Origin of the sequence: Erysipelothrix sp. strain 2 (EsS2-7-Brazil), assembly GCF_016617655.1 — a bacterium.
Classification (GTDB): Bacteria; Bacillota_I; Bacilli_A; order Erysipelotrichales; family Erysipelotrichaceae; genus Erysipelothrix; species Erysipelothrix piscisicarius.
On record NZ_SCFT01000015.1, the window covers coordinates 1 to 24,293 of the forward strand.

25 protein-coding genes and 1 tRNA gene are annotated in these 24,293 nt (G+C 39.2%); 7 read left to right on the top strand and 19 right to left on the bottom strand.

Features of this window, described 5'->3' with window-relative positions:
• Positions 1 to 172: 172 nt before the first annotated feature.
• Together guaA and guaB are read right to left on the bottom strand one after the other, a co-directional pair.
• The gene (guaA, locus tag EPJ90_RS07110; protein ID WP_200542864.1) at positions 173 to 1,705 is read right to left on the bottom strand and encodes a glutamine-hydrolyzing GMP synthase; all 1,533 of its coding nucleotides are present in this window, start codon (positions 1,703 to 1,705) and stop codon (positions 173 to 175) included.
• On the bottom strand, positions 1,695 to 2,831 hold the full coding sequence (gene guaB / locus EPJ90_RS07115; RefSeq protein WP_200542865.1) for an IMP dehydrogenase: 1,137 nt from the start codon (positions 2,829 to 2,831) through the stop codon (positions 1,695 to 1,697). The genes guaA and guaB overlap by 11 nt, the downstream gene beginning before the upstream one ends.
• Before the next feature lie 82 nt (positions 2,832 to 2,913).
• Between guaB and EPJ90_RS07120 the strand changes: the two genes are divergently transcribed.
• Both EPJ90_RS07120 and EPJ90_RS07125 read left to right on the top strand, forming a co-directional pair.
• Positions 2,914 to 3,714: a Cof-type HAD-IIB family hydrolase gene (locus EPJ90_RS07120; RefSeq protein WP_244660397.1), complete on the top strand. Its 801-nt coding sequence runs from the start codon at positions 2,914 to 2,916 to the stop codon at positions 3,712 to 3,714.
• A gap of 40 nt (positions 3,715 to 3,754) precedes the next feature.
• Positions 3,755 to 4,492 carry a hypothetical protein gene (locus EPJ90_RS07125; RefSeq protein ID WP_161637536.1) on the top strand — a complete coding sequence of 246 codons (738 nt, stop codon included), beginning with the start codon at positions 3,755 to 3,757 and terminating at the stop codon, positions 4,490 to 4,492.
• A gap of 339 nt (positions 4,493 to 4,831) precedes the next feature.
• On the opposite strand, the gene EPJ90_RS07130 is transcribed toward EPJ90_RS07125, so the two are convergent.
• From EPJ90_RS07130 to EPJ90_RS07175, 10 genes are all read right to left on the bottom strand, one after another.
• A complete protein-coding gene (locus tag EPJ90_RS07130) occupies positions 4,832 to 5,806 on the bottom strand; it encodes an ornithine cyclodeaminase family protein (protein ID WP_161637537.1) in 975 nt (324 codons plus the stop codon).
• A 9-nt stretch (positions 5,807 to 5,815) separates the two neighbouring features.
• Positions 5,816 to 6,700 carry a sulfite exporter TauE/SafE family protein gene (locus EPJ90_RS07135; RefSeq protein WP_161637538.1) on the bottom strand — a complete coding sequence of 295 codons (885 nt, stop codon included), beginning with the start codon at positions 6,698 to 6,700 and terminating at the stop codon, positions 5,816 to 5,818.
• Positions 6,701 to 6,713: 13 nt separating this feature from the next.
• Positions 6,714 to 7,511, bottom strand: coding sequence for a TrmB family transcriptional regulator (locus tag EPJ90_RS07140; RefSeq protein ID WP_161637539.1), 798 nt, complete (start codon positions 7,509 to 7,511; stop codon positions 6,714 to 6,716).
• 235 nt (positions 7,512 to 7,746) lie between these two features.
• Complete coding sequence (locus tag EPJ90_RS07145; RefSeq protein ID WP_125163680.1) at positions 7,747 to 8,004, bottom strand: hypothetical protein; 258 nt, start codon at positions 8,002 to 8,004, stop codon at positions 7,747 to 7,749.
• A gap of 128 nt (positions 8,005 to 8,132) precedes the next feature.
• Positions 8,133 to 8,507: a hypothetical protein gene (locus EPJ90_RS07150; RefSeq protein ID WP_013853249.1), complete on the bottom strand. Its 375-nt coding sequence runs from the start codon at positions 8,505 to 8,507 to the stop codon at positions 8,133 to 8,135.
• 194 nt (positions 8,508 to 8,701) lie between these two features.
• Positions 8,702 to 10,798, bottom strand: coding sequence for a heavy metal translocating P-type ATPase (locus EPJ90_RS07155; RefSeq protein WP_200542866.1), 2,097 nt, complete (start codon positions 10,796 to 10,798; stop codon positions 8,702 to 8,704).
• Between the two features lie 3 nt (positions 10,799 to 10,801).
• The gene (locus EPJ90_RS07160) at positions 10,802 to 11,137 is read right to left on the bottom strand and encodes an ArsR/SmtB family transcription factor (protein ID WP_161637541.1); all 336 of its coding nucleotides are present in this window, start codon (positions 11,135 to 11,137) and stop codon (positions 10,802 to 10,804) included.
• Positions 11,138 to 11,260: 123 nt separating this feature from the next.
• Complete coding sequence (locus EPJ90_RS07165; RefSeq protein ID WP_200542867.1) at positions 11,261 to 13,075, bottom strand: restriction endonuclease; 1,815 nt, start codon at positions 13,073 to 13,075, stop codon at positions 11,261 to 11,263.
• 80 nt (positions 13,076 to 13,155) lie between these two features.
• Complete coding sequence (locus tag EPJ90_RS07170; RefSeq protein ID WP_200542868.1) at positions 13,156 to 13,923, bottom strand: HAD-IIB family hydrolase; 768 nt, start codon at positions 13,921 to 13,923, stop codon at positions 13,156 to 13,158.
• On the bottom strand, positions 13,920 to 14,798 hold the full coding sequence (locus EPJ90_RS07175; protein WP_161637544.1) for an NAD(P)/FAD-dependent oxidoreductase: 879 nt from the start codon (positions 14,796 to 14,798) through the stop codon (positions 13,920 to 13,922). Before EPJ90_RS07175 ends, EPJ90_RS07170 begins: the two co-directional genes overlap by 4 nt.
• A 126-nt stretch (positions 14,799 to 14,924) precedes the next feature.
• Between EPJ90_RS07175 and EPJ90_RS07180 the strand changes: the two genes are divergently transcribed.
• Positions 14,925 to 15,000, top strand: a tRNA-Lys gene (locus tag EPJ90_RS07180).
• 89 nt (positions 15,001 to 15,089) lie between these two features.
• Here EPJ90_RS07180 and EPJ90_RS07185 read toward each other — a convergent pair.
• Together EPJ90_RS07185 and EPJ90_RS07190 are read right to left on the bottom strand one after the other, a co-directional pair.
• Positions 15,090 to 15,815, bottom strand: a complete 726-nt coding sequence (locus tag EPJ90_RS07185) for a Type 1 glutamine amidotransferase-like domain-containing protein (protein WP_161637545.1) — start codon at positions 15,813 to 15,815, stop codon at positions 15,090 to 15,092.
• An 81-nt stretch (positions 15,816 to 15,896) separates the two neighbouring features.
• Positions 15,897 to 16,079 (bottom strand): hypothetical protein, encoded by a 183-nt coding sequence (locus EPJ90_RS07190; protein ID WP_125163686.1) that lies wholly within the window; start codon positions 16,077 to 16,079, stop codon positions 15,897 to 15,899.
• A gap of 104 nt (positions 16,080 to 16,183) precedes the next feature.
• Here EPJ90_RS07190 and EPJ90_RS07195 point away from each other — a divergent pair, with 104 nt between their 5' ends.
• The 4 genes from EPJ90_RS07195 (at position 16,184) to EPJ90_RS07210 (ending at position 19,899) form a co-directional block, all read left to right on the top strand.
• The gene (locus tag EPJ90_RS07195) at positions 16,184 to 16,675 is read left to right on the top strand and encodes a hypothetical protein (protein WP_228410401.1); all 492 of its coding nucleotides are present in this window, start codon (positions 16,184 to 16,186) and stop codon (positions 16,673 to 16,675) included.
• Between the two features lie 86 nt (positions 16,676 to 16,761).
• Positions 16,762 to 17,793, top strand: coding sequence for a M42 family metallopeptidase (locus EPJ90_RS07200; RefSeq protein ID WP_200542869.1), 1,032 nt, complete (start codon positions 16,762 to 16,764; stop codon positions 17,791 to 17,793).
• Between the two features lie 243 nt (positions 17,794 to 18,036).
• Positions 18,037 to 18,855 carry an AraC family transcriptional regulator gene (locus EPJ90_RS07205; RefSeq protein ID WP_200542870.1) on the top strand — a complete coding sequence of 273 codons (819 nt, stop codon included), beginning with the start codon at positions 18,037 to 18,039 and terminating at the stop codon, positions 18,853 to 18,855.
• A gap of 108 nt (positions 18,856 to 18,963) precedes the next feature.
• Complete coding sequence (locus tag EPJ90_RS07210) at positions 18,964 to 19,899, top strand: ketopantoate reductase family protein (protein ID WP_200542871.1); 936 nt, start codon at positions 18,964 to 18,966, stop codon at positions 19,897 to 19,899.
• On the opposite strand, the gene EPJ90_RS07215 is transcribed toward EPJ90_RS07210, so the two are convergent.
• The 5 genes from EPJ90_RS07215 to sdaAB all read right to left on the bottom strand — a co-directional run bounded on the left by EPJ90_RS07215 (position 19,896) and on the right by sdaAB (position 24,211).
• On the bottom strand, positions 19,896 to 20,249 hold the full coding sequence (locus EPJ90_RS07215) for a response regulator (RefSeq protein WP_161637549.1): 354 nt from the start codon (positions 20,247 to 20,249) through the stop codon (positions 19,896 to 19,898). The genes EPJ90_RS07210 and EPJ90_RS07215 overlap by 4 nt on opposite strands.
• 4 nt (positions 20,250 to 20,253) lie before the next feature.
• Entirely contained in the window at positions 20,254 to 21,684 is a 1,431-nt protein-coding gene (locus EPJ90_RS07220) for a GNAT family N-acetyltransferase (RefSeq protein ID WP_200542872.1), read from the bottom strand.
• Positions 21,685 to 21,790: 106 nt separating this feature from the next.
• Positions 21,791 to 22,546, bottom strand: coding sequence for an AIM24 family protein (locus EPJ90_RS07225; protein WP_161637551.1), 756 nt, complete (start codon positions 22,544 to 22,546; stop codon positions 21,791 to 21,793).
• A gap of 106 nt (positions 22,547 to 22,652) precedes the next feature.
• Positions 22,653 to 23,531 carry an L-serine ammonia-lyase, iron-sulfur-dependent, subunit alpha gene (gene sdaAA, locus EPJ90_RS07230; protein ID WP_200542873.1) on the bottom strand — a complete coding sequence of 293 codons (879 nt, stop codon included), beginning with the start codon at positions 23,529 to 23,531 and terminating at the stop codon, positions 22,653 to 22,655.
• Positions 23,532 to 23,539: 8 nt separating this feature from the next.
• Positions 23,540 to 24,211, bottom strand: coding sequence for an L-serine ammonia-lyase, iron-sulfur-dependent subunit beta (gene sdaAB / locus EPJ90_RS07235; RefSeq protein ID WP_200542874.1), 672 nt, complete (start codon positions 24,209 to 24,211; stop codon positions 23,540 to 23,542).
• Between the last annotated feature and the right edge of the window lie 82 nt (positions 24,212 to 24,293).

Genomic DNA, 24,293 nt, shown 5'->3' on the forward strand with positions numbered 1-24,293 from the left:
GTCTTTCATTTTTTTATCTAATTGTTTATACTTCATATGGGAGCTCCTTTTAGTCGGGTGGGCTCCTTTTATTATACAAAAACAACCGCACCTTGGGTGGTGCGGTTGAGATTTGAATTTAGGAAATCCACTGAATCGTGGACTTTCGTTTTTTAATTTATCTTGAGTATTACTACTCCCACTCAATTGTTGCTGGTGGTTTTGAAGTACAATCATAGACGATGCGGTTAATTCCTTGAACCTCATTTACGATACGAACTGAGATTTTTTGGAGAATATCCCATGGGATACGTGCAAAGTCTGCACTCATTCCATCAATTGATGTTACGGCACGGATTGCAAGTGTGTAATCATAAGTACGTTGATCACCCATGACACCTACACTTCTTAAGTTTGTTAGTACGGTAAAGTATTGCCAGATTTCACGGTCAAGACCGGCTTTCGCAATTTCTTCACGGAGAATGTAATCACTCTCTTGTACAATTTTAATTTTTTCTTCATCGACAGCACCAAGAATACGGATTGCGATTCCAGGTCCTGGGAATGGTTGACGGTGAACGATATGTTCTGGTAAACCAAGAACAAGTCCTAATTTACGCACTTCATCTTTGAAGAGTGTATCAAGTGGCTCAATCAATTTGAAGTCCATATCTTCGGGTAATCCACCAACGTTATGGTGTGACTTAATTGTTTGAGCGGTCTTTGTTCCTGATTCAATAACATCAGTATATAAAGTTCCTTGTGCTAACCATTTCGCATCGCGAAGTTTTTTAGTTTCATCTTCGAATACGTAAATAAATTCGTTACCGATAATTTTACGTTTTTTCTCAGGGTCATCAACGCCTGCAAGTTTGTCTAAGAAACGACGTTGTGCATCAACTTTGATTAAATTCATCTTAAAGTGATCTTGGAATACTTCCACTACACTGTCAGCTTCCCCTTTACGGAGTAGACCATGGTCTACAAAGATACATGTGAGTTGATCGCCGATTGCATGGTGTAGAAGTGCTGCAACAACAGCAGAGTCAACACCACCTGAAAGCGCACAGATAACATGTTCTTTACCTACTTTTTCACGGATGATTGCAGTTTGTTCTTCAACAAAATGCTCCATATCCCATCCTGCTTCAGCTTTACATACGTTGAATACAAAGTTTTCTAACATTTCAATACCGTTTTCAGTATTGCGTACTTCAGTATGGAATTGGATTCCATATTGTTTCTTTTCATCATTCCCCATCATAACGATGTCTGTATTTTCTGATGAAGCATATACGTCAAATCCAGCAGGAACTGCTTTAACTTGATCGCCATGGCTCATCCAAACATTATATGATGCTGGTAATCCTTGAGTAATTGGGTTGTCTTGTTTTACTTCAATCGGTGCTAAGCCGTATTCACGTTTTGAATGTGATTCAACTTTACCACCATTTTGATGTGCCATAAGTTGCATACCATAGCATACACCTAAAATTGGTAATCCAAGTTCAAAAATTTCTTGATCAATGTGATATGCATTATCTGCATACACAGAGTTGGGTCCACCGGATAAAACGATACCTGCGATATCTTTATCTGCGCGGATTTCTTCAGCTGTAATCTCATTATCTAATAATTCACTGTATACGCCTAAATCACGAATACGACGAACAATTAACTGATTATACTGTGACCCAAAGTCTAAAACAATAATCTTATTTGCCATGATAATTTGGTGCCTCCTTCACGTTGTCAACATCGTGAGGGTGACTTTCACGAAGTCCTGCGCCTGTGATTTTCACAAACTGCGCTTTTTGGTGCATTTCTTCAATCGTTCCGCAACCACAGTAACCCATTCCAGAACGTAATCCACCAAGCATTTGATAAATAACATCACGAATTGATCCTTTAAAAGGAACCGTCGCTTCAATACCTTCTGGTACAAGCTTCTTCAATTCAGAAACGCCACCTTGGAAATAACGATCACTTGAACCACGTTGCATCGCACTTAATGATCCCATTCCAACATAACCTTTAACCTTTTTACCAAATACTTCCATTACTTCTCCAGGTGTTTCTTCAGTACCCGCAAGTAACCCACCTAGCATAACACAACTTCCACCGGCTGCAAGTGCCTTTGCAATATCTCCGGATAGTTTAATACCACCGTCGGCAATAACACCCACACCATATTGGCGTGCTACAGAGTAAACATCGTTTACAGCAGTTAATTGGGGAACCCCAACACCTGCTACAACACGTGTTGTACAGATTGATCCAGGACCAACACCAACTTTAATAACGTTAGCACCCGCATAGATTAGATCTGTTGCTCCCTGTGCAGTAACTATATTACCACCAACAATATCTAATTCTGGGAATTCGGCACGAATCATACGCACAGTGTCAATAACACCTTGTGAGTGTCCATGAGCACTATCAACCGCAACGATATCCACACCTGCTTCAACAAGTGCACGTACACGTTCTAATGATGATTCGCCAACGCCAACTGCAGCACCTACACGTAGGCGTCCTTGTGGGTCGATGTTTGCATCCTCGAATGATGATTCAACTTCAGTTTCTTTAACGGCTTTAATCATTGCCGCTTGCGCTTCAATTGGCATGTTTTTATGCACAAATCCCATACCGCCCAATTTCGCAAGCATGATTGCCATGGCATCTTCAGTAACAGTGTCCATTGCAGCTGAAACAATAGGGATGTTCAGTGTAATTTTATCCGTTAGACGCGTTTGTAATTTAACTTGAGCTGGCACAACTTCTGACTTTGCAGGAACTAAAAGCAAGTCATCGAATGTGTAAGCTTCTTTAATTACTTTACCATTCATCATATTCATCTACCTCCATAAACTTATGGTATATTATACATAAAAGAACGCTAATATGAAAGAGAAATGTGTTAAAATAATGAATATGGAAACTAAAAAAATAAAACTCGCGATTTTTGACATTGATGATACCCTCATCAAACGCGGAAAAGTCAAAATAGAATCAACAGCAGTTCAAGCAATTAACGATCTTAAAGCGAAAGGAATCGAAGTAATGATTGCAACCGGACGTGCTTTTTACTTCATTCATGATGATATCCACGAAACCATTAATCCGGATTACTATGTCACCATTAATGGTGCATGTGTTTATGATCATAATAAGGATGTAATTTTTAATGTGCCAATGGTGCGCAGTGAAGTCAATGCAATCATTGACTACTGCAATCACCACGATATTGGCCTTGCTATGAAAATGCAACATGATATGCGTGTCTACCGTAATCTTGAAATATTTCAAACGGTATATATGCAAGGCAGTGAAAAACAAGACATTCTTGTGGACTACACACACGCTCAGTCAATTGAAGAAGGTGATGAAGTCCCTATGGGTCTCTTTTTAATGGGTGATGAATCCCTTATTGAAGCTTCAAAAGCATTATGTCCGGATGGACATTATGCGAAAGCGTATGCTGATGCCTATGATATTTATTCAATCCGTGCGGGTAAAATCGCGGGAATTGGAATTGTTTTAGATCGTCTCGGTTTAACATGGGATGAGGTGATCGCATTTGGCGATGCCGCCAATGATCTAACCATGCTTGAAATGGCTGCAATTGGGGTTGCCATGGGTAATGCCCCTGAACATGTTAAAGAAGCAGCGGACTATGTCACAACCGATATTTTAGATAACGGTATTTATAACGCAATTCATACATTATTTTAAAACGCCGTACCAGGCGTTTTATTGCTTTCAAGGGGGATCTATGAAACCAACACTTTTTACACTTTGCTTACTCCTTTTATTAAGTGGTTGCCACAAAGAAACAAAACAGTATTCAAAAACCGAAGCATCGATTGGATCGGATGTCTTAGAAGTTGAGCACCTTGAAAACGTGGTCGTACCCGAACTTTTACGGCGCTACCAAAACATCAGTGTCGTTGACACTCGCTCTGTTGAAGAAGACGTCCTTGAGGAAACGGATTCGGGCGAAGATTCTGATTCAAATTCCAATCCAAATTTAGAGTACGAAGATATTTCATCCTATGGCATCAATTATAATTACCATGGCGACATGCCCGATTTATCTCATCCTATGATTGCGGGCATGCCAACCAAACTACGCCAATATTTCTATGCGTTTCGTCGTGGTTACCATGAAGTTCCAGAAGGGTCCTATGCTTATGTAATGCCACATGAACCTTATATATATTTGCTTCAAGATTGGATGATTATGGATACAGAAAGCATGTATCATGAGATGGCTCATTTATACGGATTTGCCACCGGGGCGCATGACACAACAGAATGGGAACAGATTTATTTGAATGAATGGCAAGATGGCACCTATGGCTCCACAAATACTTACGAAGCCTTTGCGGAATCGGTTGCCGGTTATTTTATCACCCCTGATCTTTTGGAGGGAAAACCACAGTCAAGAGCGTACGTGCATCAAATCTTTAAAGATTCTAAAAAACCAATCATCCCTCAAGGGGCTCATTAATACATTTTGAAAGACACAGTTGTTTTTAAATCAACGCGAGGACGCATAATAGCCTCATTGTTAAGTGATAACGAACATTGAAGGCGCGAACATGCTTTCGTATCTTTGAATGCATGGCAGTCCTTTATGGACACGAAAAGGAAAGTGAAATGATGGTTTGGGTAAAACAACTGTGTCCATTCATAAATGAACGCTAACCAAGATTCACCCTAAAAATACTTTTAAATCATACCTTAACTTTAAGTTGAAATAAATCAGGGGCCTACCAGAAATGAAAAACCCTTATCCAAGAAACATGGATAAGGGTTTTTCATTTGTATACATCGAAACGTACCGTAATTAAATTTCAGTACCAATTCCTAGTTCGCGTGCTTTTTCATAAATCTTATGTGCCACAACAACATCAAGAACTGCAGTCCCCACAGATTTAAAGAATGTAATTTGATCATCACGTTGACGTCCTTTTGAACCGTCAAGTGCTAAAGTCCCCATCTCCACAAAATCTTCTTTTGTTTTAAGATTTTGTTCCAAGGCACTCAAAACATCCCCAGCTTCTGCAAAGACACCATCAAAGGTATCAACCACAACAACATCTGCTTTCGCAATCGCTTCAACAGGAACTTCTTTCATTTCTGAAGTATACGCACCCACACCATTAACGTGAGCGCCTGGTTTCACAAGGGAACCATCAAATACAGGACGTTTTGATGTTGTAACTGCAGTAATAATATCCGCATTTGAAATGGCTGCATCAACATCTTCAACTAAATAAATTTCAGTATTGTATGACGCAAATTTTTCATTCATGCGTGCTACAAATTTTTCCGCAAATTCACGGTTAAGATCCACAACACCCACACGGTCTAAATCACGAACAACAAGCATTGCTTCAAGTTGAGATTCCGCTTGTCCACCTGCTCCAATTAAAACCGCTTCTTTCGCATCAGCACATGCAAGGTAATCCGTTGCAGCACCTTGAACAGCACCCGTTCTTAATTGTGTTAAATAAGTACCATCCAACATGGCACAAACTTCTCCCGTTTCCCCATCAAGTAGCACCATTTGTGCAGGTACTGCTGGTTTTCCAAGACTTGGATTATTTGGGAATACAGAAACAATTTTAATTCCTGTAGTATTCAACTCTGAAACATAAGCAGGCATAAATAAGTTTTGCCCATTTTTCGCATCAATATTTGTACGAAGGGGTACTGTGGTACCACCTTCTGTATACATGCGTAACGCTTCTTTATCCGCTTCAATGGCTTCTTTCATTGAAAATACATTTTCGATATCACTCTTACTAATAACTAACATCATAGCCTCCTAGTTTGCTTCTACCATTTTTTTTGATTTAAAGAACTCTTCATAAATCATGCTTGCTCCACTATAGAGAAGAATTCCCGCTACAAGCCATTGTAACATACTTACATCTAACGACTTCACAAGGAAAACTGCTATAAGAACCCCTAAAACACCAAGTGTTGACGTGAATAATGTAATCTTACGGCTGTATTCACCAAATTTAATAAATTGCATGCTTCCAACAGGAACTGAGAATGTCGCAGCACCCATCATAATTGGGAATGCAACCCCTGGGTTCAGACCCATTCCATAAACCGTAACCATTGTTAGTGCATAAGAACCAATACCAATATTATTTAAAGCGCCAAAGATAAAGATTAAAATTGCAGTCACAACAAGTTTCACGCCATAAAGTCCCGTAGCCGTTCCACCTGATGGAATAATATTCATTTTACCTGCAACAATTAAGGTTGATGCAATCACAAGACCAATACCGATAAATTTACGAATCAATTCAACGGGTAGTTTCACAACAAAGCGTGGTCCGACATAAGCACCTAAAATTTGTGCTCCAATACATACAAGTAATGTAGTAAGATCGACTTGAATTCCAGAGATGTATGATAATGCCATAACTGCTACGGGTAACACACATTGTGTATTTAATGTACCAGGTAAGCGTTTATCATCCACCCACTTTAATTTACGATACAAGACCGTTGAAATCGCAAAGTCTGAAATTCCAAATGTTGATAAAAAGAACATAATAAACGATGAAATAGCGAGACCAACAGTTGGTGCGGGTTCTGCTTTTGTTTCTTCACGGTGTGCTAATAAGTCCATAACAAATTTCACTAAGAAGGTCCCGTTAATTAAAACGATGGCTCCTAAAATTATTCCTAACATAATGTTTTCTCCCTTAGAATAGTGTTTTTATTTTGAGTAAGTCGGGTCCAAATTCTTTCTTCGCTTCTTCATCTAACGCATCAATCAATCTTAAGCAATACGCATCATGACGTACATTCTCTTTGGCTAAAAACACCATGCTGGGTGCTTTTGTCCACAAGACCTCTACATTTTGTGGCTCTATATGACCAAAGATGAGTGCTTCATCATCCACAACAAGATTAATCCATCGACAACCACGGTTTTCCGCTAACATCGCTTCCTCAAAACCATGAGCGTAAACGTGTTTTAAATCGACCTCATAGTTCTTATCCTTGCTGTAAAGAATCACAACAAGATTTCCAGATCGTGCCTCGAATTGTTTAAGTTCATCATAGATTAGCGGTAAATCCTCTTTCCAAACTTGTAACAAAACGGTTGATTTTGCTTCATGAATCAAACGACGACAGCGATTAAAGACATTTTCATAACCTTTTAAACTCCATAACTCCGTTGATTCAATTTTATGACTAAAACGTTGTAATTCATCCGAAACATCACCAAGACGATCATTCATTTGATATTTAAAATTATCAATGACCTCTTGAATATCCACAGCACTGTAATGCACCGGATCTGTTTGTTTAGAAACCAATACAGCACCCTTATCTCTAAGGCTCTCGAGTATGTTATACACCTTAGAACGGGCTACCCCTGATAATTTACTGGCTTCATATCCTGTCATTGGATTGTTTTGTAAAAGCGTCAAATAGACTTTTGACTCTGATTCTGAAAAGTTTAAACTCTTCAACAATGAAACAGCTTTTTCCATTGAATCACCTCATTTATTGTAGTAGCTACTTACAGGTACTATTATAATCATCATCCTATTTTCTTGACGAGTGTTTCAAAGTACAAAACCGCAGAATAATACAAATTAAAGCATAAAACAACCAAAAAGAACCTTACTTTGTGAAAATCATAGCAAAGTTCAACAATAAGCTTCATAATCCATTCACACAAAAAGCAAAAAAAAACTGGTCTCCCAGTTTTCCAATCGTCCTAAATTATGATTTGCGACGTTTTCCAAGATATTTAAGAACAAGCGATACCAAGACACAAGCCATCGCAATGTATAAATACCATTGTTGCTTCGTGAATACTCCAATAAACACAAAAATTAATGAAGCAATGCTTAATGCAAGCGAAGCAATTTCTGACTTTTCATTTGCTTGAGCTTCTTTAACACTTGCCTGTTTTAACTGTTTCTTACTCACATGTTCCCCCGGAACACGGTTTTTCTTCTCACGTGATTTACGACCCATGATCAGTCCTCCTTATTTTCCATAATCTGCACCATCGTTTGCATTGGTGATGTACACGATACATATTATACGTTAAATCGTTTCATTTCAATTCATGATGACATAAGAAAAACTACACAGGGTGTAGTTTAGTCAGTCATTGCCCATTCCGGTAACACATTGCCACGTCGAACTAAAATCCCTTTTTGATAATCCGTTTGGTTAATAAAACGAATGGTTTCAAGTTCTTCCGCTTCAGTACAACCCCATAAAAGTTTCACTTCTAAATCTCTCTTTAAAATATCCGCGACAATCATCACAGCGTCTGCACTTGAACGTTTTAAACTTCCTTTGAATACCTTGATTTGATCTGTGTCTTCAAGATACCCATAATCAACAGGATACACCATATTCATATACTTAGGATGGTGAGACCCTTTGACTTGAGAAATTACTACATTTGTTGATAAAACGAGTGAATCGATTTTCTGCCAAAAATAACCATTGTTTAATAATTCCTGCATGTACATCATCCTTATCTCTCTACTGGTGATATTATAACCTTTGTTTCATAAAATGTAAATATATGATATTTTTCATGAAAAATGCTTACAATTAATCACACCGCTACGCAAACGGTGATTTAAAATCCAAACTTTATCTTTATATTTTTCGTAAAAAAAACATGAATGCTTTGATTCATGTTTTTTGGTTTTGACTAACGTTTAACGTGCATAATGCGCATTGCATTCAGAACTGCAAGAATGCTTACACCCACATCCGCAATAACTGCCATCCACATTTTCGCAAGCCCTAAACTTCCAAGGACTAATACTAATATTTTGATAACCATAATGAGAATAATATTCATATACGTAATGCGTTGCGTTTTCTTTGCAATATCAATCGTTTCTAGAATTTGATGAGGGTTGTCATTGACCAACACAACATCAGAATATTCAATCGCAAGATCATTTCCAACCGCACCCATTGAAAATCCGACATCACTCAATCCCAACACCGCAGCATCATTCATACCATCACCTGCATACGCTAAAGTTGCATTGCGTTGTGCTTTTATTTTTGAAAATTGAGAAACTTTATCTTCTGGAAGTAATTCCCCATATGCAACATCAATCCCCATCTCTTTCGCAACGCGATCCACAACGCTTTGACGGTCTCCACTTAACATGACGCTGAAAATATGACGTTTGTGTAAATCTTCAATTAACTGCTTACTGTCATCACGAAGTGTATCATCCAATTCTATGCCACCAATTAATACATCATTTAAAACAACCAGAACGGATGTCATATCAGTTTCATAAAGACTGACATCATACCCTTCTTCTTTGACATTTTTAAGCGATCCTACAAAGACCGGATCACCATCCCAAAGGCCTCGAATCCCCTTACCAAAAACTTCCTTAACATCCGTAACACGATCTAAATTCACCGGTTTGTCGTATGCACCCACAATCGCTTTCCCAATCGGGTGGTTTGAATACGATTCTAAATGTGCTGCAATTTCTAAAACATCATCACGACCTTGAACGTCTGTAACTACAAGTTCCCCTTTTGTAAGAGTTCCGGTCTTATCAAAGACCACACCATCGACGGCTGCAAGAGCTTCAATCGATTCGCCACCTTTAATTAAGATACCTGATTTACTTGCTCGTCCGATACCCGCAAAATAACCAAGTGGAATGGACAAGACTAAGGCACAAGGACAACTAATGACTAAGAATACAAGACCCCGATAAATCCCATCATATGCAACGCCAGTTGTAATCCCCACATAAAGCATAATCACAAGGGCAAGTACAAATACAATTGGAGTATAAATACGCGAGAATTTCGTCATAAAGATTTCTGTTTTCGCTTTATTATCGGAAGATGCTTCAATCAGTGTCAACATCTTCGAGATTGTGGAATTTGAATATTCTTTCGTTACTTCCACTTCAATTGGAGATGAAAGGTTAATGGACCCCGAGAGAATCGTATCCCCTTCAAAAATATTTTCGGGCATCGATTCACCCGTGAGTGACGACATATCAAATGTTGTATTTCCTGCAACGACACGACCGTCTAGAGGAACCTGATCTGAAGGATTAATGCGAATGCGATCCCCAATCTGAACCATTTCACACGCGACGATTTCCTCAACACCATCTACAAGTTTACGTGCAAACTGAGGACGTTTATTCAATAATGCTTTAATGGAAGCACGGGAATCATCAACGGCTTTATGTTGGAAATATTCCCCAACACTATAGAAAACCATAACACCCAAGGCTTCTCCGTATTCCCCAATGGCCAATGCACCAAGTGTCGCTACCGACATTAAGACATTTTCATCAAAAAATTGTTTTCGTGATAAACCACTTACAAATGCTTTGAGTACTGGCCATCCAACGACAAAATACACCGCAATGGTTAAAACGTTTAACCAACTTGCATCGATAAAGAGACGTAAAAGAATTATGAGTCCTCCCAGCCAAATAAATGGTGACATGCCCGCATCCTCATGATCGTGATTATGGCCTTTATGGTCATCGTGGGGATGTTCTTGAAGGCCCCCTTCTAAGGTGACACCGATGTTCTCAATACTCTGGATGGAATTGGTTACATTCTTTACAAACGCATCATCCACGTCAATACCTTCTTTAATTTTGAGCTTTGCTTTTCCCAAAACTACATCAACACGAGCATCTTCGATATAGTCTTGCTTTTGAAGTTCGCGTTCAATTTTACCGGCACAATCCGCACAATGTAACCCTTCCAATTCAAATTTAACTTCTTTAATTGTTTTCATGATTTACTCCTTTACGTGATCCAGTGCTTGACTGAAGATTTGCATTACGTGACTATCCGCCAAGTGATAGTATGCATTTTTCCCAACTTTTGAACTTCTTACAAGATTCATCTTTCGAAGTGAAGCCAACTGATGTGATACTGCAGATTGGGTCATCCCCAAGATTGCCGCTAAGTCATCAACACAAACCGTTTCTTGAGACAAGATGGTAAAGATACGCAAACGTGTCGGGTCTGCAAACATTTTAAACAACATCGATAAATCTGTATATTCTTCTTCCGCTAAGAGTGTTTCTTGAAGTGCTTTAATTTCGTGGTGTTCCAATTCTTTTTGATCCATAAGTGTTATCCTTTCATATGAGCAGTTGTTCATGTATTCATATTATACGTTACGATTGATCAAACCACAACCCCAAAACGTCAAAAAGTGGCGATGCCATTCTTTTGCATCGCCACTTTTTGATTAAACTGTTTCTAAGTCACCTAAGCGCTTAATAATATCCAAATCATGAATGCGTTTCTTACGTGTCGCATAATGTTTGATTACGCCTAAATCTTTCCCATTTAATAATTGAACGTGATGCGTTTCCGCAAGATCTCGTGCTTCTGGAGTATAGTCCGCATTGGAAAGAATTACCCGGGCATCAACGCGATCCCAGTAGGGTGATGACAAGCCATCCATAATGGATTGTTGGTCCACTCGAGAGGTCATGTATAAAATGCGAACATAGTAGGTAAACCCATCCGCTCGGTAAAGAACCATCTCGGATGGATTCACTTCCTGGTCACGTCCCAATACGGTATAACAAAACTTACTTAACAAATCTTTGGTATACTGATAAAACTGTAAATCCGTTTTAATATGAGCACATGCAAGATTTAAAGATTGATCGCGTTCCTTTTCTTCTTCGAAGGCTTGAAACGTATCTGCATATTTTAATTGATAATCGTTAAAGTACGCTTCATAGTTTCCCAGTTGTCTTAAAATCCAAATAATATCTCTTGATTTAGTGCTTTCGATTCCTACCCCTCTTCGAATGCATGCATGCATAATCGGACGCGTAATGCTTTGGTGTGCCTGCTCAGGATGTTTTGCATAGTGTTCCAACCAATAACAAATGGTGTCGTGAAGGCTCTTATCTGGATCTACAACCACATCATTAAAAATTGAACGGCCGTCTTGATCATATTTACTATGGTAAAAATCATTCACGAGATACCGGTATTCAAATCGATCACGAATCCCAGGCAAGGGATCCAGTGCATACGTTTCAACCGTCTCCTGATACACCCCGACAACGGAATCCGTTTTAAAACATGCTTCTGAAAGCATTTTATACAATGGATGACGTGTGTCTAAGCTTACTGCAATGCGCTCAAAGAATAAAAGTTTTGAAATCGCAACGGCACTTGCAATTGTCACAAAGACAGTATTAACCCGTGTTGTACGGAAAAAATTCGGTGCTCCTTCTGGCAATTCAATCGTTTCATTGAGTAAATAATCACTTAAACGATGAATTTCTAAGAAACGGTTATCAAACATACTCTTTGGACCGTTAAAGTTATAACGATCATTTTCGATCTCCTTGTTTAATCGATTCCAATCTGAAGGATCTAACATCCATTGGGTCAAGGTAATTAAATAGCGAACATCCAACCCTTTTAAAAAATGTTCATACGAATCAAAGTTTAAACTGTGACCAAAAACATGTTGAATGCATGTATCCATACGCAAGGGCTTCACAAGCTTTGCTTGGTCCTCAACCCCCCGTTGCACATCAAGAATTTTTGAAATCTGACACATCGTTTGATATGACTGGGTTTCAAGGGCATTACGAAATGCTTGTTCTTCAGTAAAATGTGTTTGTTGTTTAACAGGTCGTTTAGGACGAACACACTTTCCTGGCCAACGCCACCAACTTAAAATCCCCAGTCCAATACTCCAGACAATAAGCAGTCCCATATAGATGTAATAGAGATCAAAAACACGCAAAACAGGATAGGATAAAATCCACATAATTACGGATAAAGACGCTAACGCAAGTAAAATTTGTCCTGGAATGCACATACAAATTTCATATTTTTGACCAAGTTTGGTTAATTCACCGCTGATCATAAATCCTAAGATCATCACCATCAGTCCCAATCCATGCATTTGAATTGATATTTCAAGTTTTCCTGGTGCGAGGAAATAAAAACATGCACCTAAAGCTAGAATTGCTCCGGCCAAAAACACAATAAAGCCAAGAAGCATCTGAAACCTCTTATAAATCTTCATAGAATTCCCCTCTTCGTCCTTTATAATAACAGTTTTTATCGCTTTAAACATAGAAAAAACAAGCAATCATGCTTGTTTCGCTATTTTTTATTAAAAAGTGTGGAGAGTGCGTCACCAACGCTAGAATAATGTGCTACACCCATTTCTTTTACCAAGGCTTCTCCCGTAGAAATTACAAACCCCTGAAATGCTTTAAGCATTGGAACATCATTATAACTATCCCCCATCGTGTAGATGGGCCCTTTGTAGTCATAGTAATCGATTATCTTTTGAAGTCCGGTTGCTTTTGAAATCCCGTGAGCTCCAATATCCACAGCACAAACATTCTGACTCGCCTCAACATGCAACGCACCATAATGTTGATTAATATGATTGGTAAGTGCTAAGGCTTGCCTTGGTGATGATGTCACAACATACAATGCCTGAACACCACGTTCTTGTTTTAAAACATCTAAATCGGTAAGCGGGATATTTGGGACCATAGAATGGGCGGATGCATCCAACACAACGCGACTTAACCGGTACCCATCATTGACACCATAGAAAGAAACCTCAAAGGCTTTCAAATCCTCAATCATGGCATCCACCACAGATTGATCTAAATCACTGATAAAAATTTCTTGGTGATCATGGGTTAACACGACACCCCCATTAATCCCGACAATAAAATCAACCGGAATATTATAGGCTTCAATCTCAGACTGAATGGAATGAATCGTACGGCCTGTGACAATTCCAAACTTATTTCCCAATGCTCGAAATGTCCTAATGGCCTCAAGGTCGTCGTGACTTACCGTTGAATTTCGAAAGAGGGTGCCGTCATAATCCGATGCGAAAATCTGAATCACGCCGTCAAACCCCGTTTAATCCCACGGATATAACTGATCATGTTCATCCCGGCAATACAACCATCCCCTACAGCTTTCGCAATTTGTTGGACCCCAAACGTACAATCTCCTGCGGCATACAACCCTGGCATATTCGTTTCCATATTCTCATTAACAAGAATCCGACCATTTTCAACACCTAGACCTAATTTATTTGCGAGATCGGTGCTGGTAGCAGAACCAATGGCAACAAAGATACCATCCAATTCTAAGATACCTGATTCCATTTCCACGCCCGAAACCTTTTCCTCACCAACCACGGTCTTTACTTTTTCTTCGAGGATAATACAACGGTCATCAAAAGTTCCTGTGATTGGCTCACCATTGGTCAATACATAGACTTTCGATGCTACCTCTACAAGTTCCGCTGCTTCATGAGCTGCATACTCAGCACTTCCAACCACGGCAACCGTTTTACCGCGATAGAAAAATGCATCGCATACTGCACAATATGAAACACCACGTCCATTATAATTACGGATCTTACGAATTCTTGGAATGTTTCGATGAGACCCCGTCGCTAACAACACACTGATGGCTTTATACGTCTCATGAATCGTTTCAACAACATAAGTTACTCCATCAAAACCAATGGACAACACTTCATCCGTCACAACTTCAATGCCCAACTCAATGGCTTGATCAATCCCACGTTGAACCAATTCAACACCACCAATTGAGGTGAATCCGTAGAAATTATCCACATCCCGTGCCGTTTCACTTGCGCCTAAATCTTTACCAATAACCGTTGTGTTTACATTCCCACGTTTAAGATATACGGCAGCTTGAATCCCCGCAGGTCCCTTGCCAATTATTAATGCATCCGTTTCTTTCATAGATATCTCCTTCAAACTCTTTCAATTATATGATATATGATTTTCGCATTCAAGTTTGATGTTTTTGAAAAAAATTAAAGTTTTTATTGAATTTAAAAATCATAGCGTTATAATATAAAGGCAAACGCTCCGTTAGCTCAGTCGGTAGAGCAACTGACTCTTAATCAGTGGGTCCACGGTTCGAGCCCGTGACGGAGCACCATTGAGTTTATTACACCACTTTCGAGTGGTTTTTTTATGTTCAAGCAAAAACAGTTGGCGGTTCCAAACGAAACACCAACTGTTTATTTTTTAAAGATTCAATTCAATTTCCAAGACGTCATCTTCATGAATTTCATGCTTTTGAATCGTACCATCAACATGCGTCAAAACATACGCTTTACAGTGATTATGTTCTTTAAGAATATGTGCTTTCGATCCTTCGTAAATCATCGCAACCCCATTCTCCAACGCAATCCCTGGTACAGATGGATACGCTTTATAAAATGCATCAAATGTCTCACGACCTGGTTCATTATAGTGTGGTACATGAACTGCTTGAATAAAACCAAGACCTGATGTCATGATGAATTTCCAATCTTCCTTATTATCAAAGGACTCTGAATCACTATGACTGTATTGGTACCAGCAATTGGACCCTGCACTAAGACCTGCGAGGATAATTCCACGGTGATACGCATCTTTTAACACATGATCAACACCCCGTTGACGCCATACTTTAATCATCATACGAGTATCCCCACCACCAACATAAATTAAATCGGTATTTAATAATTTATACTGAATGACAGCTTGAGATGGAGACTCCGACACAAGTTTTAAAACGTCTACAACACACCCAAGCGCTTCAAATCGTTGCGTGAGCGCCTCGATATATTCAACACGATCTGAGCTCGCAGTCGGTAACACAAGCACGCGTGGCTCCTTCTTTCCGGTCATTGCGATTAATTCCTTTTCGATCGCGGGTGCACTTCCAAATACATCGGTGCCCCCACCGATTGTTACGATTGTTCCCATAAAATCACCTCTTTGATATATGAGATTAACACAAGATTGCTTAAAACACAAGAAATTTAAAATGCCACTCAACCCACAACGCTATTTGTGATCTTTATCTTTTAGACCCAATAACCCATAAAGAAAGTGTTCATTCAACATTATAAATACAAATAAAATTACAACGATTCCCGTAATCTTTACTTCCAAGTCGAAAATCATAAAAAAGATTGCACATACGATAATTTCTACCGACCAAATCATGATTTTTTTTGAATCTTTCATAGCGATCACACTCCTCCATATATTATAACACTCGCATCTCAAAACCAAAAATAATAATTGAAGGTCTGCTTTATGTAGCGTATGATAATCTCAAGAGATTGGAGATGGAACGTATGTTGAAGGTTGTTGAGTTGGAAAATGAAATTGTACATCATTCCTTAAAATTAATTGGCAAACGCTATACAGAAGCAGATCAGGAAAATGGTATGTATCAAAATCAATGGAAGACATGGTTTGAAGCTGATTTATTTGAGGATGTTATGAAAGAGTGTGCACCACATTATGCCTCACCCATTGGTCTTATTGCGGAAGATGATGCATATTGGATTGGACAAATTTTTAAACGTGATGCACCGGTACCAAAATCTTATGAGTGTTATGATTTACCGAATGGCGTCCTTGTGAACGTCTTTATTGAGGGGTCAACACGCAATGGTGAACTCTTTGAAACACCACTTGTTGATTTCGCTTGGAATCATTTAAAACAAGCAAATGTCATTGAAGCAGAACGTCAACCTAAAGTTGTTTTGGAACGGTATGAATATTTTGATCCCAGTCAAGAAACAACAGTCATGATTATTGGATTTGTAATTTAGAGCGTAGTTTATGCTCTTTTTTTATGGATAACCTATGCTTAAAACATCATCTATGGCATAATACTTGTAATATAAAGGAGACACTTATGAAACATCTAATCCATGATTTAGAAACACTTTTAAACATTAAAAGTCCTACTGGAAATACTGAAGAAGCTGTATTATTCTGTGAGAAACGCTTCCAATCATTAGGCCTTAAAACTTATCGAACCGTTAAAGGTGCACTGATTGCCACATTAGAGGGTGACTGTACCGATAAAGAAGTTACGTTATCCGCACATGTAGATACCTTGGGATGTCTTGTTAAAGAGATTACATCCGATGGTAAACTTCGTCTTACCCAATTAGGTGGTTATGCATGGGCAACGATTGAAGGCGAACATGTCGCAATTGAAACGCTATCGGGCCGTTTTTATTCTGGAACAATTCTTACAAATGTCGCATCCTCTCATGTACACGGATCACTGACATCCACAACAGAGCGGACTCAAAAGAACTTAGATGTTCGTATCGATGAAAAAGTTAAAACATATGATGATGTTATTGCTTTAGGCATTAATGTTGGAGACTATGTTCATTTAGATCCACGTTGTCAAGTAACTGAGAGCGGCTTTATCAAATCCCGTCACCTGGATGATAAGGCGTGTGTCATTGCTTTATTTGGTATGGCTGAACATTTTGTATCCACAAAAACAAAACCAACCTACACAACCAATTTCTTTATCTCTACATTTGAAGAGGTTGGACATGGATCAAGTGCCGCAATTCCCGAAAAAACATTTGAATTCATCGCAGTCGATATGGCTGCACCTGGACAAGGTCAAACATCAGACGAATTTTCAGTGACAATCTGTGCGAAAGATAGTAGTGGTCCTTATGATTATGACCTTCGCAAACGTCTTGTTGCCCTTGCTTCACAAAACAAAATTCCTTATAAGATTGATATCTATCCTTACTATGGCTCCGATGCTTCGGCTGCATTACGTGCAGGATATGATTTTAAAGCAGGACTGATTGGTCCCGGCGTTGATGCATCACACAGCTTTGAACGGACACATGAAGAAGCCATTCAAGCGACCATCGACCTTGGAATTGCCTACCTCACCTCAACATTTTAACCAAATCGTTTGATTTGGTTTTTTTTAAGCAAGATTTCTATCTTTTTAAGAGATGTTTAATTTGTGAAATGAATCCAATAAAGGACAAAATAAGCCAATTTACCGCTAATATAGATAATATACTACGCATTTATTGTGAACACTCTGAAATTTGTAAGCGTTTACTTGACACTTAATAAAAGCAAGTCTATACTGAAAATATAAGATAATGATATATAAAGAATTGTTTAGGGGTGCTAGGGTATGAATAATCTTTATTTCGAACATTATAGTTTTAGTCGTGCAGATTCGCCATTAATTGTGGAACATTGCGAATTTGATCTTTCAACTGCAACCAATGCCTTTTATTGGCATAATGACTTTGAAATTATTTTAGTCAAAACCGGTCTGTGTGAGATTAATATTGAAGATGAGGTCTTTACCGCAATGAAAGACACGGTCGTCTTTATAAATCCTGGGCAAACACGACGAATTGTACCAAAAACAGAAGGCATAACACTTGATCGTTATATCATTGATCATCGTTATCCGGAAAATTTTAATCTGGATTTGGAACATAAACAGTTTGAAACACTCTCACTTAGGCAAGAACTTGTAGCCATTTTACATGTAATTTCGCTTGAGTACGATGCGAGTCTTAATGATGCAACATCATCTCTAAATCCTTTAACCTATTCCCTCTTTGACATGCTGGTTAAATATCAACCACGCGTTCCCGTTCATACTGATCGCAAACATTCAAAAATTGATATCGTAAAACAAGGCATTCAGTATATGCATAAAAATTATAAAGAGGAACTTACACTTGATCAAATTTGTCGTGATATTGGAATCAGTAAGTTTTATTACTGTCGTCTTTTTAAAGAAGAGACCGATACGACAATCAACAACTACCTCAATGAGGTACGATGTCATTATGCTTATGAACTCTTAAGCGAGTCAAACCTACGTGTGGGCGAGGTTGCTAAAGCCTGTGGCTATAATTCAACTTCTTATTTTACCAAAATATTTAAGCATTTATTTGGCTATCCTCCTTCACATGTGGAGAAAACTGTCGTCTAGTCCTTATTTAAAAAGCAGCTGAGTCCGTCGGCTGCTTTTTATGTGCACGTCTTTCTCATATTTTCTAAGATGATGTTACAATACTTGTGAAAGTAAGAGGAAATTGTAATGAAAATATTATTTGCAGGTGCGGGTGCCATGGGTGCGCGCTTTGGTGCCCTATTGCACCGTAGTGGTAATGAAATTGTTTTTGCGGATGGATGGCAAGCACATCGTGATGCAATCAATGAACACGGACTCAAGATGATTATTGATGGCGTCGATGAAGGCTTTGTTCAGATTCCAGCGGTTTCACCAAGTCAAGTCGAAGGAACCTTTGATCTTGTCTTTGTCTTTACCAAAGCGATGCATCTTGATGCTATGATGCAAGACATCAAACACGTTATTACCGACAACACACGCGTAATCTGTTTATTGAATGGATTGGGAAATGTTGAGGTTATTGAACGATATGTTCCTCAAGAAAATATCTTTTTAGGGGTAACCGTATGGACTTCAGGTCTTGGTGGCCCTGGAATTGTTGATGCAGTTGGGTCCGGTGCTATTGAACTCCAACAAGTTCATCAAACCCAATCACCCTTTAATAAAACACTCCTTGAGACCTTAAACCAAGCTGGACTTAATGTTGTTTACAGCGATGATGTGAAACAATCAATCTGGAATAAAGTTGCATTAAACTCCGTACTCAATACATATTGTACCTTAATCGATTGCAACGTAGCGGAATACGGTCATTATGAAAACAATCGTATTCTTACTGACTTAGTTGTGGATGAAGTCATTGCGGTTGCCAATGCTGAAGGGATTCTTTTGGATAAGGATGCTTTAGTCGCTAAAATTGAAGCCGTCTACGATCCACAAAAAGCCGGCAATCATTATCCTTCCCTCTACCAAGATATGGCAGCAGGGCGTAAAACAGAGATTGATTATCTGAATGGAGCAATTGCCCGTTTAGGTGCAAAACACGGAATTGCGACACCGGTATGTTTGGCGATTACACATATGATTCATGCTAAAGAAGGCGTAAAGAAAACACATCATTAGATGTGTTTTCTTTTTTTATACTCATTAATTAACGTGGTGATACGCTCAAGGATCACCTCACAATTGTAGGGCTCAACAATATAGTCTTGCGCCCCTTGGACTAAAAGTTCGAGCGTTCGCTTCGGACGGTACCGTGTTGTTACGATGACAATAGGTTTGTGATAATTTTCCTTAAGCCATGGGATGAGGGCTGCACCATCGTGATCACAATAATCTATATCCACGAGGAAGCAATCCGTATCCTCTGATTGAAGTGGAAACGTATGGATAGTCTTCACACACCATGTCGGATCAAAACAATCGAGTAGGTTGGGAATATCATGATGACTTATGATTGTGATTGTATACATTTCATTAACTCCTTGATTCATTGTGATGCGTCGTTTTAATTTGAAAGCGTTTATCGTTAATGTTGATCGTTTTAAACCCATCAAGGGCCCTATCGATCGTGGATTCAATAATAATATAAGGAATTTGATGGTATATTGCAATCTGTTCTGCGCAATCAATCATTATTTTTATCAATAAATCGTCACGCACACTTTCAAGGCTTTCGAAGCACTGTATCATCATTTGGGTCTCACACTCAAAATTGTAAGCTAAATAACCTAGGATTGATTGGGACGATGCGATTGTAATGAAACGCTGTGTTTCACTCAATGTATGCGTTGGAAAGCACGCTTGAATTTTTGTTATGCATTCAAGGCTTTGATGTGCGGGCCACACACATGTCTGATACCGTTCATGATGCCTTAACTTCCATTGTGATCGAGTTATTCCATAGGATACCGAATCATAGTAAACACCTTGATAATAGCGGGCTTTTTTTATCACTGCTTCGCGGTTCATACCCAATTTGTCACCAATACGCTGCATCCCGATATTTCCAGACCATGTCACAAATCCAATGCGTTCGATTTCATAAAATAAAAACGCTTCATGAATTAATAGTTTCATTACTACGGTCCCAATTCCTTTAGACCAAAAAGATTCATCAAAAAGATCAAAACCACTATTCATCCAACGCGTACGTTGATCTTGCCAGTACAAGGAAGTCCGACCAATAATCACATCATCATATAAGATTACCCGGGTGCGGGGATTGTTGAGGTAGAAAGGTGCTTCGTTCTCAAGAAATTCACGTAAAGACTTTTGTTGGTATTCCTCAAAATAAGGTGCATCCAAATCACACCACGCATAATGCGGCTCTTTCGCTGACAACTCCCAAATACGCGGTAAATCTGTATGGCGAAACGGTCTTAGCTGAAGTTTCGATTCAATAAAACTTTGTTTCGGTTTAAACTGTTTTCGTGTTAGGGCAAGCACCCATTGACTTGGACGATACCCTTCGGGTGGATCCACAGCAATAAACCCCAAAGACTGATAGAGGTGAATGGCACGATGATTTTGTGGACTTGGATCAACATATACATGGGTACATGATGTCTTTTTAAACACTTCATGAATGAGCCAACTTAATGCGTAACCACCCACATGAAAACGATTGTACAGTTTAATATCAAGTTGCGCATAAGTATCAACGACCCGATAGAAGAGTTCCCCGACATAGTCATGGTTTTGATATACACTAAAATGAACTGAATTGTGATTTAAATGAATCTGTTTGTACCATCGTTGCATGGCTTCATCATCTAGCAACAATCCCGACTCAAAGCCAACATGATGCATTATTTCAGGGTCAGCCCATAACTGCTGGAGGTTCTTTAAATCCTTTTCCTGTGTAGGTTCAATCGCTATATTTAGACTTTGTTTATGCCAATTCATCACTTCACCTCTTTTCTAAAGAAAATATACCATAATGATAGGTTTTTAGGTAGCATCTGTTATTAAAAGGGACTCAAAGGATACAAAAAAAAAGTCAGTGACTCTTTTAGGCAATCGGCGCAAGCAATACTTTACCTGTACCACGATACACATTCACAAATCCTTCGCCTGAAACGGCAGAACCCATTAAACTTTTGGTAGATTTTTCGACACGGAAATCCAAGGATCCAGACCATGCAATCGCAAAGTTTCCATCAATTCGAATTTCATCGTCTTGAAGTTCCACTACAATCAGTTCTTCACGAGGGACTGGGCTTTCCAAAACCGCAACACCATGACCTTCGAGTGCAAGGTTAAAAAGACCTTCTCCACCCATCATTGCGGATGATAAATTCCCACGAGAAACAACTTTTTGTTTGATATCTGAATCGCAGGCAAGGAATAAACCATCTTCAAGCACAATTTTTCCCCAATCTTCAACACGTTCAAGCAGAATGTGTTTATATGTCGGTTCTAACATCAAATATCCCGTTCCGGAGTATCGCGGTTTCGCAGCAGATTCTTTCGTTACAGAACCTTTGATTGCTTTTCCAATAAAATCCCCAACACCTTTCACATCTGCACCCATCTTCACATCACCGGCAGACCATTGCATCGCACCAGCACTAACCGTTACGGCTTGATTTTCCAGTTGAACATAGACTTGACGCTTACGAATATTCATCTCGGATGCATAATATGCAGCAATCGCATTTTCGGCACTCACACTTAAATCCTTTTGGTATTCCAATACTTTAAAACAACCCATGGAAGCAACTTCCACAATATTACTGTTATCCTGTAAATTTTTAATTTGAATCATTATCTTCTCCTTAGAATATAAGGCTATCCTACCAAATTTTATAGCGAGAAAGTGTTTAAACGACCTAAACCGCTCAATTTTTGTGCTCAATGAAAAAAAAGACTGATTATTCAGTCTTTTCGTTTCCAAATATTGCTTCCGCAAGGGCTCTTCCTTCAATTGTATCCGCAAGACCCCCTTCACCGGTTTCTCGGAATTTACGCGGAAGTTCTTTTCCTACTTTATACATTGCTTCTACCACCGTATCCGGTGTCAAGGCACTCTCTACACCGGCAAGCGCCATGTCGGCGGATACTAAAGCTTGTGACGCACCCAAAGCATTTCGTTTAACACACGGCACTTCCACAAGGCCTGCGACAGGATCACAAATTAGACCCAACATATTTTTGATTGTCATCGCAAAAGCATGGGCGCACATCTTTGGTGTTCCCCCTAATACATCCACAACCGCAGCACTTGCCATCGCACTGGCGCTGCCAATTTCAGCTTGACAACCCCCTGTAGCACCTGCAATGGACGCATTATTCGCGACCACCAAACCAAAACCTCCCGCTACAAACAAGAAATTAATTTCTTGTTCGCGTGTAAGATGATAACGTTCTGAAATTGCCGATAATACTCCCGGCACAACACCGGCACTCCCCGCCGTTGGCGTTGCGCAAATGATACCCATCGCAGCATTCACTTCGTTCGTTCCAACTGCATTTTGAACCGCAGTCATCACCGTCGGTCCACAAATCGTTTCACCATGACTTAAATATTTTGAAATCTTGGTTGCATCACCACCCGTTAGACCCGTGGTCGATTTTACACCGCGTTTCCCCTGCTCAATGGTTCGTTTCATAACATCCAGTTGTGAACCCATACGTTGAACGATGACATCGCGGGATTCTTCGGAACGCTTCATTTCAAATTCAATAATTGTTTCAGATAAACTTCCACGCTCTGTAGCAGTATCAACTAATTCTTGGATAGATTTAAACATAATATCTCCTATTTCGCAATGTAGAGAACTTCATAAATATTCTCCACACATCGTAAGCGATCCAGTGATGTTTCCAAATCATCTTGATCCAGTTCAATCACCATATACGCTTTTTTTCCTTTTTCCTCACGATCCACTTTCATGGAACCAATATTAATGTGCATCTCACTGAGAATGGTTGCGACCTTCGCAATCATCCCAGGACAATCCTCATGAAAAATAAGAATTGTTGGGACACCCCCATCGATTTCCACTTTCGTACCATTGATCTCGGTAATCTTTACATTTCCGCCACCAATCGATATTCCTACGACTGTACATTTACGCCCCGCTTTATGCATTACAATTTTTGTAGTATTGGGATGATCCACCTTATCCACTAAAGGAATAAAGGTCACCTTCATCCCTTCTTCTTGTGCAATGAGAAGGGATTCATGCAAGCGCGTATCATCGGGATCCATCCCCAAAAGACCGCCCGCTAACGCAACATTGGTCCCATGTCCCTTATACGTTTTCGCAAACGATTCATATAAATAAATATTGGCTCGCTCTGGACATTCTCCAAAAATACTGCGTGCTATCTTTCCAATCCGCGCTGCTCCAGCAGTATGAGAACTGCTGGGTCCGGCCATAACTGGTCCAATAATATCAAAAACAGACTTAAAATCTTGACTACTCATAATGGACCCTCCTTACGCACATTATAACGATTTTCACTACGTATCACAACATCTTAAAACATAAGAAAAACACTTTAGTTCA